This window comes from Micromonospora sp. NPDC002717 (genome assembly GCF_040295705.1).
GTDB lineage: Bacteria > Actinomycetota > Actinomycetes > Mycobacteriales > Micromonosporaceae > Micromonospora.
Genome location: NZ_JBEOVW010000011.1, coordinates 31113 through 47154, shown reverse-complemented (window position 1 = coordinate 47154; position 16042 = coordinate 31113). Strand labels below are relative to the sequence as shown.

Genomic DNA, 16042 nt, shown 5'->3' with positions numbered 1-16042 from the left:
CGACGGGCCGTGCAGCCGGACCCGGGTCAGCGCCGCGCCCGGCGCGGGAAGATCGTCTCCCAGACCGGGAAGGCGACCAGCCAGATGACGATGGCGAGGGAGAGCCTGCCGATCCAGTTCGTCAGCTCCCGGGTCCGCTCGGCGTCGTCGACCCAGACGATCGCCGCGCCGAGCAGCGCGCAGGCGATCGCCCACCCGAGCAGGCCCTTGCCCCACTCCCGCCACTCGTGCCGGGTCCGTGCCCACCCGTGCCGCGGCGGCTTGACCGGCGGCGGGCCGCCGGCGAAGCGGTACGCGAAGCGCTGGTCGGCCCAGCGGACCATCGAGTGCCCGAAAGCCACCGAGAAGCCGAGGTACGCGGCGGCCAGGCCGTGGGTGACGTCCGCGGTGGCGCCGCGCCGCAGGTCCAGCGCGCTCGCCGCGAGCAGCACCAGGTCCACCAGCGGTACGCAGACCAGCAGCGCGGCGCCCAGCCGCGGCCGGCGCAGCGGATACCGCGCGACCAGCCCGGCGGCGAGCACCACCCAGAACCCGATCTCGCAGGCGACGATGACTCCCAGCAGCATTTTTGCCCCTCCCCGTTCGTGCCCCACCACCCTGCCCCGCCCCGGACACGCAACCCTCACCGCCGAAGACGAGATCTCCCTCCCTCCTTCGACGGACCCACCCCACCGCCGACGGACGCGGGACCGGCGGGAGCGGGGCGGGCGTGGTGGCGTACATCTTTCGGTGGGGGTGGGGCGGGGCGGGGTCCTCCGGCGGTCGGAGCCCGGGCGGCGGGCGGTGTGGTGGGATCGGGGCCATGCGAGCGCCGACCTGGCTCGGGCCCGGCACCGCCGGCCGGGACCTGATGCTCGCCGCCGCGTCCCTGGCCGGCGGCGCGGTCATGTACGCCCTGGGCACGCAGCCGCAGCTGTCCTGGCAGCCGGGCCTGCCGGAGCCGCTGTTCCTGCTGCCGCTGGCGGCGGCCTGCGTGGCGGTGGGCCTGCGCCGGGTCGCCACCCGCACCAGCCTGGCCCTCGGCACGGTGGCGGTGGTGGTCGACCTCGCGATGGGCGGCTCGCTGGCCACCGTCCTCGTCTACACCCAGGTCCTCTACGACGCGTGCGTGTTCGGTTCGGCGCTGACCTGGCGCTGGCTGCTGCGGGTCATGGTCGGGCTGAGCGTGCTCGGCACGGCGGCGGGGGTGCTGCTGACCGGTGACTGGCGGGGTGTGGCCTTCGGGATGCCGTTGGTGCTGGCCGGGGTGCTGCCGGTGGTCACCGGGATCAGCGTGCGGCAGTACCGGGACCAGGCGGTGGCCGAGCGGGCCCGGGCCGAGCAGACCGCGCGGTTGGTGGAGCTGGACCGGCGGCAGGCGGTCGGCGCGGAACGGGCCCGGATGGCCCGGGAGCTGCACGACGTGATCGCCAACCACCTGAGCGCCGTGGCGATCCACGCCACGGCCGCGCTCTCCGTGCCCGGGCTCGACCGGGCGCAGGTCCAGTCGGCGCTGCGGGTGATCCGGGAGAACAGCGTGCAGGGCCTGGCGGAGATGCGGCAGATGATCGGCCTGCTCCGGGAGCCGGCGGGGATCGGGCCGGCCGTCGACGCGACGGACGAGACGACCCGGGCGCGGCTGAGCGAGGTCGACGGGCTGGTCGACCGGGCCCGCGCCGCCGGGCTGACGGTGCGGGTGACCCGGCGCGGCGAGCCCCGCCCGCTGCCGGTCGGGGTGGACCTGGCCGCGTACCGGATCGTGCAGGAGTCGCTGACCAACGCGCTCAAGCACGGCGCCGGCGAGGCCGACGTGCTGGTCGCGTACGAGCCGGCGGGGGTGGTGGTGGGCGTGGACAACCCGGTGGGCGCCGGCGGTGGCGCGCCGAGCGGCGCGGGCGCCGGCCTGATCGGGATGCGGGAGCGGGCGGTGCTGCTCAACGGGCGGTTCGCCGCCGGCCCGGCGCAGGGCCGCTGGCGGGTACGGGTGGAGCTGCCGACGGGCGAGGCGGCGTGAGGGGACGGGGCGTGTCATGGCCGAGGTGATCCGGGTGCTGCTCGCCGACGACCAGCCGGCGGTGCGGGCCGGGCTGGCGCTGATCCTGGCCGGCGCGCCCGGCGTCGCCGTGGTGGGCGAGGCCGACGACGGCGCGGAGGCCGTCCGGCTGTGCCGCGAGCTGCGGCCCGACGTGGCGGTCATGGACGTGCGGATGCCCCGGCTGGACGGCATCTCGGCCACCCGGGAGATCGTCGCCGACCGGCTCGCCGACGTGCTCGTGCTCACCACCTTCGACCTCGACGAGTACGTCTTCGGCGCGCTGCGGGCCGGCGCGGCGGGCTTCGTGCTCAAGGACATCGACGCCGAAGGGCTGGTGGCGGCGGTGCGGACGGTCGCCCGGGGCGAGGGGTTCATCGCCCCGGCGGTGACCCGCCGGCTGATCACCGCGTTCGCGGCGACCGCCCCGGCCGCCTCCGGGGCGACCCGGGCGGCGGTGGACACGCTGACCCCCCGGGAGCGGGACGTGCTGGCCTGCCTCGGGCTCGGGCTGTCCAACCAGCAGATCGCCGACCGGCTGGCGATGGCGGAGAGCACCACCAAGACCCATGTCAGCCGGATCCTCGCCAAGCTGGACCTGCGCAGCCGGGTGCAGGCCGCCATCCTGGCCCAGGAGCTGGGGCTGCCCGCTCCCCCGCCCGCCTGACCCGACCCGCCGGCCCGCCCGGGGCCACCGCCGAGCGCGGGCCGCCCGGCGTGAAGGTCCAGGTCGGGACGTGTCAGGCTGGAGCGGTGAGCGAGCCGGGCGGTACGGAGCTGTCGGCCACGCTGCGCCGGATCGAGCGGGCGGCGGGGGCGCTGGCCACCGCCAGCGTGGCCCGGATGGACGAGGCCCTGCCCTGGTTCCGCGACCTGCCCGCCGACCACCGTTCCTGGGTGATGCTGGTGGCCCAGGCCGGCGCCCGGTCGCTGGTGCAGTGGCTGCGCGACGGCGGCGGCACGGCGGACAGCACCCAGGAGGTCTCCGACGAGGTCTTCGCCACCGCGCCGCAGGCGCTGGCCCGCTCGATCAGCCTCCAGCAGACGGTGGCGCTGATCAAGGTGATGATCGACGTCGTCGAGGAGCAGGTCTCGCACCTGGCCGCGCCGGGCGAGGAGCAGCAGTTGCGCGAGGCGGTGCTGCGGTTCTCCCGGGAGATCGCCTTCGCCGCCGCCCGCGCGTACGCCCGGGCCGCCGAGTCCCGCGGCTCCTGGGACGCCCGGTTGCAGGCGTTGCTGGTGGACGCGCTGCTGCGGGGCGACTCGCCGGACGTGCTGGCCAGCCGCGCGGCGGCGCTCGGCTGGGCGGACGCCCCGCCGGTGGCGGTGGCGGTCGGCCGCTCCCCCGGCGGCGAGGTCTCCGCCGTGCTGCACACCGTGCACCGGCAGGCCCGACGCATCGGCGCGGAGGTGATCGGCGGGGTGCACGGCGACCGGCTGGTCATCGTGCTCGGGGGCGCCGCCGATCCCGTCGCCGCCACCGTCAAGCTGCTCGGCGCGTTCGGCGACGGGCCGGTGGTGGTCGGCCCGGCCGTACCGAGCCTGGACGAGGCGACCGAGTCGGCCCGCGCCGCGCTGGCCGGCTTCCGGGCCGCCCCCGCCTGGCCGACCGCGCCCCGGCCGGTGCCGGCGGGCGACCTGCTGCCGGAGCGCGCCCTGGCCGGTGACGCGGAGGCGCGCCGGCGGCTGCGGCACGACGTCTACGCCGCGCTCGTGCGGGCGGGCGGCGAGTTGCTGGAGACCCTCGACGCGTTCTTCGCGGCCGGCGGCACGCTGGAGAGCGCCGCCCGCGCCCTCTTCGTGCACCCGAACACGGTGCGCTACCGGCTGCGGCGGATCGCCGACGTGACCGGCTTCTCGCCGCTCGCCGCGCGGGACGCGTTCGCCCTCCAGGTGGCGCTCACCGTCGGCCGGCTCGACCCGGTGGTCCCGGTGGTCCCAACCCAGACAATGACCCCAGCCGTCAGGAAATCGTCACAGTCGGGTGATGATCACCGCCGATCTTTGTAGGAACCCTCCAAAGGTTCTAGTGCGGTTTGGTCGAGGGCGGCACAGCGCTACCCGCGCGTATCCGGGAGAGTCATAGACGTGCTCGCCGTACTCTCTCCCGGCCAGGGTTCCCAGAAACCCGGCTTCCTGACCCCCTGGCTCGACCTGCCCGGTGCCGAGGCCCGTCTGCGGTGGTGGTCGGCGCTGGCCGGGGTCGACCTGGTGCACCTCGGCACCGCGGCCGACGCCGACGAGATCAAGGACACCGCCCGCACCCAGCCGCTGCTGGTCGCGGCGGCGCTGCTCGCCGCCGAACACCTGCCGATGTACGACGTCACCGTCACCGCCGGCCACAGCGTGGGCGAGCTGGGCGCGGCGACGCTCGCCGGGGTGTTGCCCGCGGAGGCGGCGATCACCCTCGCCGGCGTACGCGGCCGGGAGATGGCCGCCGCCTGCGCGCTGGAGCCGACCGGGATGGCCGCCGTGCTGGGCGGGGACCCCGACGAGGTGCTCGCCACGATCGCCGCGCACGGGCTGCACCCGGCCAACCGCAACGGCGCCGGCCAGTTCGTCGCCGCCGGCGCGGTCGCGGGCCTGGAGAAGCTCGCCGCCGAGCCGCCGACCAAGGCCCGGGTGATCCGCCTCAAGGTGGCCGGCGCCTTCCACACCCCGTACATGGCCCCCGCCGAGGCGGCGCTCGCCGCCGTCGCCGCCGGGATCACCCCCGCCGACCCGACCCGGATCCTGCTGTCCAACATCGACGGCGCCGCGGTCGACCACGGGCGCGACATGGTGCAGCGCCTGGTCCGGCAGGTCACCGCGCCGGTGCGCTGGGACCTCTGCATGCGCACGCTGGCCGACCTCGGGGTGACCGGCGTGATCGAGCTGCCCCCGGCGGGCACCCTCGCGGGCCTGGTCAAGCGGGAGCTCAAGGAGAGCGGCCTCCCGGAGATCGTCACCCTGAACACCCCGGACGACCTGCCCGCCGCGCGGGACCTGATCGCCCGGCACGGGATGGCGCCGAGCCACGAGCCGACCATGCAGTTCCGCGTGGTGGTGGCCCCGTCGGCCGGCACCTTCGAGCCGGCGGCGGGCCTCGCCGAGGGCGACACGCTCGACGCCGGGCAGGTCGTCGGCCACATCGCCACCCGGCAGGGCCCGGTCGAGGTGGCCGCCCACGACAGCGGGGTGCTCACCGAGTGGCTCGCCCACCACGACGACCCGGTCGCGCCGGGCCAGCCGCTCGTTCGCATCGGAGGTCACGCATGACCGGCAGCCGGATCCTCGCCATGGGGCACTACCAGCCCTCCCGGGTGGTCACCAACGACGAGATCGCGCAGCTGGTGGAGACCAGCGACGAGTGGATCCGCGACCGGGTCGGCATCGTCACCCGGCGGATCGCCGACGGCGAGTCGGTCACCGACATGGCCGCCGCCGCCGCCGGCAAGGCGCTGGCCAACGCCGGCCTCACCGCCGCCGACATCGACCTGGTCGTCGTGGCCACCTGCAGCGCCGTCGACCGCAGCCCGAACGTCGCCTGCCGGGTCGCCGCCAAGCTCGGCATCACCGCGCCCGGGGCGTACGACATCAACACGGCCTGCTCCGGTTTCGCCTACGCGCTGGGCACGGTGGACCACGCCATCCGGGCCGGCGCCTCGCGCAACGCCCTGGTGATCGGCGCGGAGAAGCTCTCCGACATCGTCGACTGGACGGATCGCTCCACCTGCATCATCTTCGCCGACGGCGCGGGCGCCGCCGTGGTGACGGCCACCGCCGAGGACGAGCCCGCCGGCATCGGCCCGGTGGTCTGGGGCTCGGCCCCGGAGAAGAGCGACGCGGTACGCATCGAGGGCTGGCGCCCGTACATCCAGCAGGAGGGGCAGTCGGTCTTCCGCTGGGCCACCACCGAGCTGGCGCCGCTGGCCCGGCAGGCGTGCGAGCGCGCCGGGGTGGACCCCTCGGAGCTGGCCGCCTTCGTGCCGCACCAGGCCAACGCCCGGATCATCGACGGCATCGTGAAGCGGCTCGGCATCCCGAACGCGATCATCGCCAAGGACATCGTCGAGTCCGGCAACACCTCGGCGGCGAGCGTGCCGCTGGCCCTGTCCAAGCTGGTCGAGCGGCGGGAGGTGCCCTCGGGCGCCCCGGTGCTGCTCTTCGGCTTCGGCGGCGGCCTGACCTACGCCGGTCAGGTCGTCCGCTGCCCCTGAAGCCCTCCGGCGCGCCAGCGCCGGGGAGTGACGGCCGGCGTCGTCGGCCGTCGAGTGAAACCGATGAGAGGAACCAAACCGCAATGACCCGTGACGAGATCACCGCCGGCCTCGCCGAGATCCTCGAAGAGGTTGCCGGGGTGAACCCGGACGACGTGGCCGAGGGGAAGTCCTTCACCGACGACCTGGACGTCGACTCGCTCTCCATGGTGGAGGTCGTGGTGGCGGCCGAGGAGAAGTTCGGCGTCAAGATCCCGGACAACGAGGTGCAGAACCTGAAGACCGTCGGGGACGCCGTCAGCTACATCGAGGCGCAGTCCTGATCATGGCGCACACCGACGTCGTCGTCACCGGGCTCGGCGCGACCACTCCGCTGGGCGGGGACGTCGCGTCGACCTGGGACGCCATGCTCGCCGGCCGCTCCGGGGTGAGTGCCCTCACCCAGGAGTGGGCCGAGCAGCTGCCGGTCCGGATCGCCGCCCAGCTCGCGGTGGATCCGGCCGGCCTGCTCGACCGGGTCAAGCTGCGCCGGCTGGACCGTTCCGAGGCGATCGCGATCATCGCGGCACAGCAGGCCTGGGCGGACGCCGGCCTGGCCGACTCCGGGCTGGACCGGGAGCGGCTGGGCGTCAGCGTCGGCTCGGGCATCGGCGGCGCCCTGACCCTGCTCGCCCAGGACGACGTCCTGGAGGCGTCCGGGCCGCGGCGGGTCTCCCCGCACACCATCCCGATGCTGATGCCGAACGGCCCCGCCGCCTGGGTGGGGCTGGAGCTGGGCGCGAAGGCGGGGGTGCACTCGGTGGCCAGCGCCTGCGCGACCGGCGCGGAGGCGATCGCGCTCGGCCTGGACATGATCCGTGCCGGCCGCGCCGACGTGGTGGTGGCCGGCGGCACCGAGGCGGTCATCCACCAGCTGCCGATCGCCGGCTTCAGCTCGATGCGGGCCATGTCGACCCGCAACGACGAGCCGGAGCGGGCCTCCCGGCCGTGGGACAAGGGCCGCGACGGCTTCGTGCTCGGCGAGGGCGCGGGCATCCTGGTGCTGGAGCGCGCGGACCACGCCGCCGCCCGGGGGGCCCGGGTGTACGCGCGCCTGGCCGGGGCCGGCATCACCTCCGACGGCTACGACATCGTGCAGCCGCACCCGGAGGGGGAGGGCGCGATCCGGGCCATCGCCAAGGCGATCGCCGACGCGGACGTCGCCAGGTCCGACATCACGCACGTCAACGCGCACGCCACGTCGACCCCGGTCGGTGACGTGGCGGAGATCAAGGCGCTGCACGAGGCGCTCGGCGACCACCCGGTGCTGTCCTCCACCAAGTCGATGTCCGGTCACCTGCTGGGTGCGGCGGGCGCGCTGGAGTCGATCGCCACCATCCTGGCGATCCGCGACAGTGTCGTCCCCCCGACGATCAACCTCGACGACCCGGACGACGGCCTCACCCTGGAGGTGGCCGCGAACAAGGCGCGCCACATGGACATCCCCGCCGCGCTGAACAACTCGTTCGGCTTCGGCGGGCACAACGTGGCTCTCGTCTTCACGCGGGCCTGAGACCACAGCCTTGGAGGCTCACGTGACCACCACCGCCGTTGGTGCGGACACTTCACCCGCCGTGGACCACCGAGATCCGGAGTTGCGGCTGCGGGCGCTGTTCGACGCCGGTTCGTTGCGGTTGATGGCGCCCCGGGACACCTCCGGCGTCCTGTGGGCGCGGGGCGAGATCGACGGCACGCCGGCGATCGCGTACGCGACCGACGCCACGCGGATGGGCGGCGCGATGGGCACCGAGGGGTGCCGGCACGTCGTGGACGCCATCGACACCGCGGTGCGGGAGCGGGTGCCAGTGCTGGGGTTGTGGCACTCCGGTGGGGCCCGGCTGGCCGAGGGCGTGGTGGCGCTGGACGCGGTGGGTCAGGTGTTCGCCGCGATGGTGCGCGCGTCGGGGCGGGTGCCGCAGATCTCGGTGGTGCTGGGTCCCGCGGCCGGCGGCGCGGCGTACGGGCCGGCGCTGACCGACATCGTGGTCATGAGCGGGGCCGGACGGATCTTCGTGACCGGTCCGGAGGTGGTACGCAGCGTCACCGGTGAGCAGGTCGACATGGAGCGGCTGGGCGGGCCGGAGCCGCACGGCCGCCGCTCCGGGGTGGTCCACGTGACGTGCAAGGACGACGAGTCGGCGCTGGCCGAGGCGCGCAAGCTCGCCGCGCTGCTGGGACGCCAGGGTCGGCTGTCGCCCGACGACGTGGCGGCGGAGGGCGACCAGGGGCACGACCTGGCGGCGAAGATGCCGGTGGAGACGAACCGGGCCTACGACGTCAAGCCGGTGGTCAAGGCGCTGCTGGACGCTCCCGGGGTGGAGCTGCACGCCAAGTGGGCGCCGAACGTGGTGACCACCCTGGGCCGGTTCGCCGGCCGCACCGTCGGGGTGATCGCCAACAACCCGCTGCGCCTGGGCGGCTGCCTCGACGCCTCCAGCGCCGAGAAGGCGGCCCGGTTCGTGCGGATGTGCGACTCCCTCGGCGTGCCGCTGATCGTGCTGGTCGACGTGCCCGGCTACCTGCCCGGCCTCGGCCAGGAGTGGGACGGCGTGGTGCGCCGCGGCGCGAAGCTGCTGCACGCCTTCGCCGAGGCCGTCGTGCCGCGGGTGACCCTGGTGACCCGCAAGGCCTACGGCGGGGCGTACATCGCGATGAACTCCCGCTCGCTCGGGGCGACCGCCGTGTTCGCCTGGCCCCACGCCGAGGTCGCCGTCATGGGGGCCAGCGCCGCGGTCAACATCCTGCACCGCAAGAAGCTCGCCGCCGCCCCCGCCGAGGAACGCGAGACGCTGCGCGCGCAGCTGATCGAGGAACAGACCCGGGTCGCGGGCGGCGTCAACCGCGCCCTGGAGATCGGCGTGGTCGACGACGTCATCACCCCCGCCGAGACCCGTCGCCGCATCGCCGAGGCCCTCGCCGCCGCCCCGGCGGCCCGGGGCGCGCACGGCAACATCCCGCTGTAGTCGCACGTACCGTCGAGGGGCCCGCGCTCACCCGAGCGTGGGCCCCTCGCGTCGTTCAGCCCCGGTTGCGGGGGTGCTGGCGGGCGGTCCGCTCGTTGCCCCGGCGGTAGTTGCCGGTCCACCGGGCCATCGCGAGCTGCGGGTCGTCCTCGACCTCGGCGAGGAACTCCGCCGCCCGGCCGCCGCGCAACGTGCCCGCCACCCGCCCGTGGTGGGTGATCACCACGGTGCCGTCCGACCGCTCGGCGTACGCGAAACCCTGTGCCGTTCCCATGTGCGCAGAGGGTGCCAGGCGCGGCGGGCGACCGCGAGCCGGTTTCCGGGTTGACTCTCCAGCGGCTGGAGACAGGAGGCTCTTCGACGTGGACGACCGCACCGACCTGTTCACCATCGGGCAGCTCGCCCGCCGGACCGGCCTCTCGGTCCGGACCATCCGCTTCTGGTCCGACCTGGACCTGCTGCCCCCGACCGGCCGGTCGCCGGGCGGCTACCGGCTCTACGACGCGGCCGCCGTGGCCCGGCCGGAGCTGCTGCGCTCCCTGCGCGAGCTGGGCATCGGCCTGGACGACGTGCGCCGGATCGTGGACCGCCAGTCCACCGTCCGGGACGTGGCGCAGGCGCACGTCCGGGCACTGGACGCGGAGATCCGGACGCTGCGGCTGCGCCGGGCGGTGCTGCGGTCGGTCACCCGACGTGGCAGTACGACCGAGGAGTTGAGACTCATGAACGACCTGGCCCGCCTCTCCGCCCGGGAGCGGCAGCGGATCATCGACGACTTCGTGGCCGAGGTCTTCGACGGCGTCGACGTCGGCCTGGGTGCCGGTCTGGCCCAGGCCATGCGGGCGCTGCCGGCGGACCTGCCGGACGAGCCCACCGACGAGGAGGTGGACGCCTGGCTGGAGCTGGCCGAACTGGTGGCCGACCCGGACTTCCGCCGTCGGGTACGCGAGATGGCGGTGGCCGGGTCGGCCGACGCGACGGCGCCGCCACCGGAGCCGATGCCGTCGGTCGAGCCGGCGCGTGCGGCGCTGGCCGCCGGGATCGACCCGGCGTCGCCCGAGGCCCGGGCGGTGCTCGACGAGATGGTGGACCCGACGCTCACCCCGGACCAGCGCCGGGCGATGGCCGACGGGATCGCCGCCTTCACCGACCGGCGGGTGGAGCGGTACTGGCAGTTGATCGGCGTGCTCAACCGGCGGGAACCCTTCCCGCCCGCGGTGCCAGCCGTGGAGTGGCTGGTCGCCGCGCTGCGCGCGGCCCACTAGGTCAACCGGCTTGACGCCGTCCGTCCGCCCCGCTTTGATGGGCCGGCTCTCATCGTCAACGGGGAATGGACCCATGGAACGACGTACCCGCGCCACCGTGCTCGCGGCGCTGACCATCGTGCTGACCGGCGCCTGCGCCGACGCGAAGGAGACCCCGGCGGCCGGCGACTCGCCCTCGGCGTCAACCTCGCCGAGCACCACCGCCTCGCCGGTGACCCCCGGCCCGCCCTGGCACGACGAGGTGGCCGCCGCGGCCGCCGGCACCACCGTCGGCCAGAAGGGCACGCCCTGCGAGCTGCCGATCACCTTCTCGCTGCCGGCCGGGTGGAAGGTCGAGGCGGTGAAGGGCTCGGCGGAGTTCGGCGAGCCGACCGTCGGCAAGGCCAGGATGCTGTGCGAACTCGACGCCCGGCCGACCGGCGAACTCGGGTTCCTCCGGGTCTGGCGGGTCGACGGGGTCGCCGGCGGTGCCGAGGAGCACCTGAAGCACTTCGTCGGGGCGTACTCGCCGGAGGCTTCGGACGCGCAGTACCGGCGGGTGCGGGCCGGCACGCTCGACGCCGTGGAGGCGAGTTACACGGCGGACGGCGACACGGACCGGGCCATCGCGTTGTCCTCCCTCTACGGCCCGATCGTGTTGAGCCTGGACGCCCCGGACCCGGAGGACCTGCTGCCGGCGTACCAGCTGGTGAAGCAGTCGGCCCGGATCAACCGCGACTGAGGCGGTCAGCCGGCGCAGGTGGTGGCGGGCAGGCCGGGCACCGGCACCGGGGACCGGCCCTCCGGCCGCGCCTTGCCGGCCAGCACCCGGGCGAGGGCGGTCATCGACGCCCGGCTGGACGAGTACGTTGCCAGCAGGGTCGGTGACTTCGCCTTCGCCAGCACGTACGGGGTGTCCATGGCGACCGTGACGGCGGCGTCGGCGCGCAGGTCGCCGGCGCCGTCGCCGTACCCGACCAGGTGCACCACCGTGCCGCCGCTGGGCACCACCTTCACCCCGGCCGCGGTGAGCGCCTCGGTCAGCGCCGCCCGGGTGTGGTCGCGCCCGCCGGAGGAGGTGACGGTCACCGGGCCCCGGACCCCGCCGCCGCAGGCACCCCGGAACACCGTCACGGCCGCCGCCGCCAAGTCCTCCGCCGCCTTCCGGTGCGCCGGGCCGCCCAGCGTGGACAGCTCGGGCGTGGGCCGGTCGGCGAGCTTGAACTTCATGGTCAGCACCCGGGTCGCGGCGTCGACGAGGCGGGCCCGGGGCAGCGAGCCGTCGCGGAGCGCGGCGAGCAGCCCGTCGTACGCCTGGCCGACGTGCGGCGTCATCAGGATCAGGTCGTTGCCCGCCTGCAGCGCGCGCACCGCGGCCTCCCCCGGTGACCAGCGCTTCGCCGGCGGCATGTTCATCCCGTCGGTGATCACCACGCCCTCGAAGCCGAGCTGGCCGCGCAGCACGTCGGTGAGCAGCTTGCGCGAGAAGGTCGCCGCGGTGCCCGGGTCCACCGACCGGGCGTCGAGGTGGGCGGACATGACGGCCATCGCGCCGGCGTCGATGCCGGCGGAGAAGGGCGGCCAGGCGCCGGTCTCCAGCGCCTTGCGGGACTGGTCGAGCACCGGCAGGTCCTTGTGCGAGTCGGCGGCGCTGTGCCCGTGGCCCGGGAAGTGCTTGACGGTGGCGGCGACGCCCTCGGCCTGCAACCCGCGGACCGCGCCGGCCACCTGCTCCGCGGTCGCCTTCGGGTCCGCCCCGTACGACCGGGAGCCGATCACGGTGCTGCGGGTGGCGAGCACGTCGGCGACCGGGGCGAAGTCGAGGTTGATGCCCATCGCGGCGAGTTCGCTGCCGGCCGCCCGCCAGGCGGCCTCGGTCAGCTCCGGCTTCCCGGCCGCGCCCGCGGCGAGGGCGCTGGGCAGCAGGGTCACCCCGTCGGTGATCCGGGTGACCACGCCGTACTCCTGGTCGGTGCCGATCAGGAACGGCGCCTGGCCGGCGGGCAGCCGACCGGCGGCCTCGCGCAGGCCGGTGGTGAGTTCGCGGACCTGCTCCGGGTTGTCGACGTTGGTGGTCTCCTGGTTGCCCTTGGTCGGGTCGTCGGCGCTGAAGCCGACCAGGATCAGCCCGCCGAGCCGGTACCTGGCGATCATCTCGGCCGGGGTGTCCACCCCGGCGAGCGCCTGGTTGCCGGCCTTCGATCCGGGCGAGACCCGGGTCGCCGAGTCGCCGTAGGCGTAGGGCATCAACACCTGGCCGACCAGGTCCTCGTCGGCGAGCGTGCCGACCAGGGCGGCGGCGCGGGCGGCCGGGTCGCCGGCGGGCAGGCTCGCGCCGGGTGTCGGGGTGGCCGCGGCGCTCGTCGACGCGGGCTCGGGACGGCGGTCCGCCGGCCCCGAGCATCCGGAGAGGAGCAGCGCGGTCAGGGCGGCGAGCGCGACGCCGGCACGTCGCGGGGTAGTCGACACGCGGCCCATCCCACCAGTTCACCCCTTATCGGGGCAACTTGACCTTCCCGCCGCCGCCGGCCGGGGCACGCCGGACGTGGGACGTCAGCCGACGCGGGTGAGCAGGGTCACCGGGGCGCCGTCGCCGGCGTAGCGGTAGGGCTCCAGCTCGGCGTCCCAGGCGGTGCCGAGCGCCTTGTCGAGCGCGTGCGCGAGGGCCTCCGGCGCCCGCGCACCCGCCATCAGGCTGCGCAGCCGGTCCTCGCCGAGCTGGATGTCGCCGGCCGCGCCCACGGTCGCGCGGAACAGGCCGCGCCCCGGGACGTACATGAAGCGCTCGCCGTCGGCGCCGGCGCTCGGCTCCTCGGTGACCTCGAAACGGATCATGGGCCACTGCCGGAGGGCAGCAGCCAGCTCGGCGCCCGTCCCCGGACGACCGGTCCACCCGCACTCGGCCCGGCGGGCGCCGGGGTCGACGGGCTGAGCCGTCCACTGCAGGTTGACCGGCGCGGCGAGGACGCGCGCGATCGCCCACTCGACGTGTGAGCACACGGCGAGCGGGGTCGAGTGGACGTATACGACGCCACGCGTTGGCACGGTGACCTCCCGGAGAGCGAGGTGCGTCTTCCCCTACGACCTCGATCACCCGAGTGGCTTCTGGAACACATGATGACTGGTGTGACGGATGGTGCGCCAGGGAATCGGAAAATTCGCCGGTCGGAATAGTCGGACGGGTGACCGCGGTTGACCCCTCCAGACGCGATGACCAGCCAGGGATCGTGGTCGTGTACAGTTCCATCGGCGGCCTGTGCCGCGCACATCTTCCGCGGGCCCACTCACCAGGTGCCGTCCGCACAGCCCCCGGACGTTCCGTCCTCCCGTACGTCTTGCAAGGAGTACCTCCGTGGCGAGCAACACCTCTAAGACCGCGCGCGCGTCAGTCCGGGCCGGCCAGGCTGGCCAGGGTGGCGCCCTCAGCGTGCTGGGCGAGTTCAAGTACCTCATCCCGCTCAACGGCGGCAAGCACGCCTACGTGCGTAACCTGACCAACGGCAAGACCGCGCACCTGCGCACCGACTCCGAGGCCTTCGTCGAGGAGATCCGGACGCTGGCCGCCGCCGGCCACGCCGCAAAGATCCGGGCCGAGATCAACAACCTCAACGCCACCCACCCGGGTGACGGCTGGGACGCCACCGAGAAGCGCCTCGTCGAGGCCGGCGTCTTCGAGGGCTGAGCCCTCCCCCACGCGACACCTGGACCGCCCGTCGGGATCATCCCGGCGGGCGGTTCCGCGTCTGTGGACAGGTGTGGAGGAAGGGCGCTACACCTCGAGCAGGGCGACCTCGCCGGTGGCCAGGTCGTAGAGGGCGCCGACCACGGCCAGCCGGCCGGCGGCGACGGGGACGGCGAGCAGGTCGTCGGCGCGCAGCGCGGCCACCGTCCGCAGCACGTGCCGGCGGACCGCCAGCGGGTGCGCCCGCGGGTCGTCGACGCCCACCTCCGTCACCGCCGGGGCGATCTGTTCGACGAGGTGCGCCAGCGCGCCGCCCGGTGACCGCCCGCCGCGCAGCGCGTCCACGGCGGAGGCGACCGCGCCGCACCGCTCGTGCCCGAGCACCACCACCAGCGGTACGCCCAACTCCCCGACCACGTACTCGATGGAGCCGAGCACCGCCCGGTCGAGCACGTGCCCGCCGGTGCGGATCACGCAGATCGAGCCGAACGTCTGGTCGAAGATCGCCTCCAGCGGCACCCGCGAGTCGATGCAGCCGAGGAGCACCGCGTACGGCTGCTGGTCCCCGGAGGCCGCCGCGGCGGCGGCGGTGACGTCGTGGCCGTGGATCGGCTGGCCGCTGACGAACCGGCGGTTGCCGGCGAGCAGTTCCGCCAGGGCGGCCCGGGGCGTACCGCCGGCCGCACGCCCGTCCGGCGCGGGCCCGGGCGGCGTTGCCTGCGGCGACCCCATGCCTCCAGCTTGGCCGGCCCGGCCGGCGCCCGGACCGGGTTGCGAATCTTCTCACCGGCACGGTTGCCGTGGTGTCATGACGGGTAGCCGGTGTTACCACCGGGTATCCCCGGTGTTGCGGACCAGCGCGGCCCTGGGGAGGTGGCGATGCCGGAGCACGTCGAGGTGCGTCTTCCCGACGACGTGCGGCTGCACGTCGAGGCGTCGGGGCCGGCCGACGCCGAGGTCACCGTGGTGCTGTTGCACGGCTGGACGCTGGACGGGCGGGCCTGGCACCGGCAGCTCGCCGACCTGCGGGAACGCTTCGACGGCGCGGTACGGGTGGTGGCCTACGACGCCCGTGGGCACGGCCGGTCGAGCTGCATGGCGCTGCCCACCGCCACCCTCGCCCAGCTCGGCGACGACCTGGCCGCGGTGCTGGACGAGGTGGCCCCGAGCGGCCGGGTGGTGCTCGCCGGCCACTCGATGGGCGGCATGACGATCATGGAGTACGCGCACCGGCACCCCGAGCACTTCGCCGCCCGGGCCGCCGGGTTGGTCTTCGTCTCCACGACGGCCGAGGGGCACACGCACACCGTCTACGGCCTGTCGCCCCGGATCGCCCGGTTGATCCGGCTCGCCGAGACCACCGGGGCCGGCGTGCTGGCCCGGTGCGGGTCCTGGCGACCGCCCCGGGCGCTGCTGCGGGCGCTGCGCCCCAGCATCCGCTGGATGCTCTTCGGTGACCGCTGCGACCCGCACGACATCCGGCTGGTCACCTCGGCGGTGGCCCGCGCGTCGCTCCGCTCGATCGGCGGGTTCCGCGCCTCGATCGGGGCGCAGCACCGGCTGGACACCCTCGCCCGGCTCGCCCACCTGCCGGCGGCGGCACTGGTCGGCGACCGGGACCGGCTCACCCCGCCGCCGTGCGCCGAGTCGATCGCCGCCGCGCTGCCGGCGACGGAACTGACCGTCTGTGCGGGCGCCGGGCACATGCTGATGATGGAACGCCCCGCCGAGGTCAACGCGGCGCTGGGCGGCGTGCTCCGCCAGGTGCTCGACGACGCCCGCTCCGCCGCCCCCGCCACCACCCGCGAGGGGTGACGCGGCAGGCCGGCAGAGGTGACGCGGGCAGGCCGGGAGGGGTGACGCGGGCTCCTTTCCCGCACCTCAGGCGCGGCTGGTTGCGCGCG

Annotated in this window: 17 protein-coding genes; 12 read left to right on the top strand and 5 right to left on the bottom strand. The window is 75.0% G+C overall.

The window, feature by feature from the left end; translation table 11 throughout:
- Positions 1-26: 26 nt before the first annotated feature.
- A complete protein-coding gene (locus tag ABT006_RS18160; RefSeq protein WP_350707738.1) occupies positions 27-566 on the bottom strand; it encodes a hypothetical protein in 540 nt (179 codons plus the stop codon).
- A 236-nt stretch (positions 567-802) separates the two neighbouring features.
- Between ABT006_RS18160 and ABT006_RS18155 the strand changes: the two genes are divergently transcribed.
- The 8 genes from ABT006_RS18155 (at position 803) to ABT006_RS18120 (ending at position 9212) form a co-directional block, all read left to right on the top strand.
- Positions 803-1993, top strand: a complete 1191-nt coding sequence (locus ABT006_RS18155; RefSeq protein WP_350707736.1) for a sensor histidine kinase — start codon at positions 803-805, stop codon at positions 1991-1993.
- A 16-nt stretch (positions 1994-2009) separates the two neighbouring features.
- The gene (locus tag ABT006_RS18150; protein WP_350707734.1) at positions 2010-2678 is read left to right on the top strand and encodes a response regulator; all 669 of its coding nucleotides are present in this window, start codon (positions 2010-2012) and stop codon (positions 2676-2678) included.
- Positions 2675-4021: a PucR family transcriptional regulator gene (locus ABT006_RS18145; protein WP_466022216.1), complete on the top strand. Its 1347-nt coding sequence runs from the start codon at positions 2675-2677 to the stop codon at positions 4019-4021. The genes ABT006_RS18150 and ABT006_RS18145 overlap by 4 nt, the downstream gene beginning before the upstream one ends.
- A 78-nt stretch (positions 4022-4099) precedes the next feature.
- Positions 4100-5269: an acyltransferase domain-containing protein gene (locus ABT006_RS18140; protein ID WP_350707732.1), complete on the top strand. Its 1170-nt coding sequence runs from the start codon at positions 4100-4102 to the stop codon at positions 5267-5269.
- Positions 5266-6210, top strand: a complete 945-nt coding sequence (locus ABT006_RS18135) for a beta-ketoacyl-ACP synthase III (RefSeq protein WP_350707730.1) — start codon at positions 5266-5268, stop codon at positions 6208-6210. The genes ABT006_RS18140 and ABT006_RS18135 overlap by 4 nt, the downstream gene beginning before the upstream one ends.
- Before the next feature lie 83 nt (positions 6211-6293).
- A complete protein-coding gene (locus tag ABT006_RS18130) occupies positions 6294-6533 on the top strand; it encodes an acyl carrier protein (protein ID WP_007072348.1) in 240 nt (79 codons plus the stop codon).
- Between the two features lie 2 nt (positions 6534-6535).
- Positions 6536-7762 carry a beta-ketoacyl-ACP synthase II gene (fabF, locus tag ABT006_RS18125; RefSeq protein ID WP_350707728.1) on the top strand — a complete coding sequence of 409 codons (1227 nt, stop codon included), beginning with the start codon at positions 6536-6538 and terminating at the stop codon, positions 7760-7762.
- A 10-nt stretch (positions 7763-7772) separates the two neighbouring features.
- Positions 7773-9212 (top strand): acyl-CoA carboxylase subunit beta, encoded by a 1440-nt coding sequence (locus ABT006_RS18120; RefSeq protein ID WP_502890998.1) that lies wholly within the window; start codon positions 7773-7775, stop codon positions 9210-9212.
- 55 nt (positions 9213-9267) lie between these two features.
- Here ABT006_RS18120 and ABT006_RS18115 read toward each other — a convergent pair whose 3' ends face one another.
- Positions 9268-9486 carry a hypothetical protein gene (locus ABT006_RS18115; RefSeq protein WP_350707726.1) on the bottom strand — a complete coding sequence of 73 codons (219 nt, stop codon included), beginning with the start codon at positions 9484-9486 and terminating at the stop codon, positions 9268-9270.
- An 88-nt stretch (positions 9487-9574) separates the two neighbouring features.
- On the opposite strand from ABT006_RS18115, the gene ABT006_RS18110 reads away from it, so the two are divergent.
- Both ABT006_RS18110 and ABT006_RS18105 read left to right on the top strand, forming a co-directional pair.
- The gene (locus tag ABT006_RS18110) at positions 9575-10477 is read left to right on the top strand and encodes a helix-turn-helix domain-containing protein (RefSeq protein ID WP_350707725.1); all 903 of its coding nucleotides are present in this window, start codon (positions 9575-9577) and stop codon (positions 10475-10477) included.
- Between the two features lie 73 nt (positions 10478-10550).
- Positions 10551-11198: a lipoprotein gene (locus ABT006_RS18105; RefSeq protein ID WP_350707723.1), complete on the top strand. Its 648-nt coding sequence runs from the start codon at positions 10551-10553 to the stop codon at positions 11196-11198.
- A gap of 5 nt (positions 11199-11203) precedes the next feature.
- Here ABT006_RS18105 and ABT006_RS18100 read toward each other — a convergent pair whose 3' ends face one another.
- Both ABT006_RS18100 and ABT006_RS18095 read right to left on the bottom strand, forming a co-directional pair.
- A complete protein-coding gene (locus ABT006_RS18100) occupies positions 11204-12934 on the bottom strand; it encodes a glycoside hydrolase family 3 protein (RefSeq protein ID WP_350707721.1) in 1731 nt (576 codons plus the stop codon).
- A gap of 75 nt (positions 12935-13009) precedes the next feature.
- A complete protein-coding gene (locus tag ABT006_RS18095) occupies positions 13010-13501 on the bottom strand; it encodes a DUF3145 domain-containing protein (RefSeq protein ID WP_350707719.1) in 492 nt (163 codons plus the stop codon).
- Positions 13502-13808: 307 nt separating this feature from the next.
- On the opposite strand from ABT006_RS18095, the gene ABT006_RS18090 reads away from it, so the two are divergent.
- A complete protein-coding gene (locus tag ABT006_RS18090; protein ID WP_350707717.1) occupies positions 13809-14138 on the top strand; it encodes a hypothetical protein in 330 nt (109 codons plus the stop codon).
- An 87-nt stretch (positions 14139-14225) separates the two neighbouring features.
- Here ABT006_RS18090 and ABT006_RS18085 read toward each other — a convergent pair whose 3' ends face one another.
- A complete protein-coding gene (locus ABT006_RS18085; RefSeq protein WP_350707715.1) occupies positions 14226-14870 on the bottom strand; it encodes a carbonic anhydrase in 645 nt (214 codons plus the stop codon).
- Between the two features lie 147 nt (positions 14871-15017).
- Between ABT006_RS18085 and ABT006_RS18080 the strand changes: the two genes are divergently transcribed.
- The gene (locus ABT006_RS18080; RefSeq protein ID WP_350707714.1) at positions 15018-15953 is read left to right on the top strand and encodes an alpha/beta fold hydrolase; all 936 of its coding nucleotides are present in this window, start codon (positions 15018-15020) and stop codon (positions 15951-15953) included.
- Positions 15954-16042 lie beyond the last annotated feature (89 nt).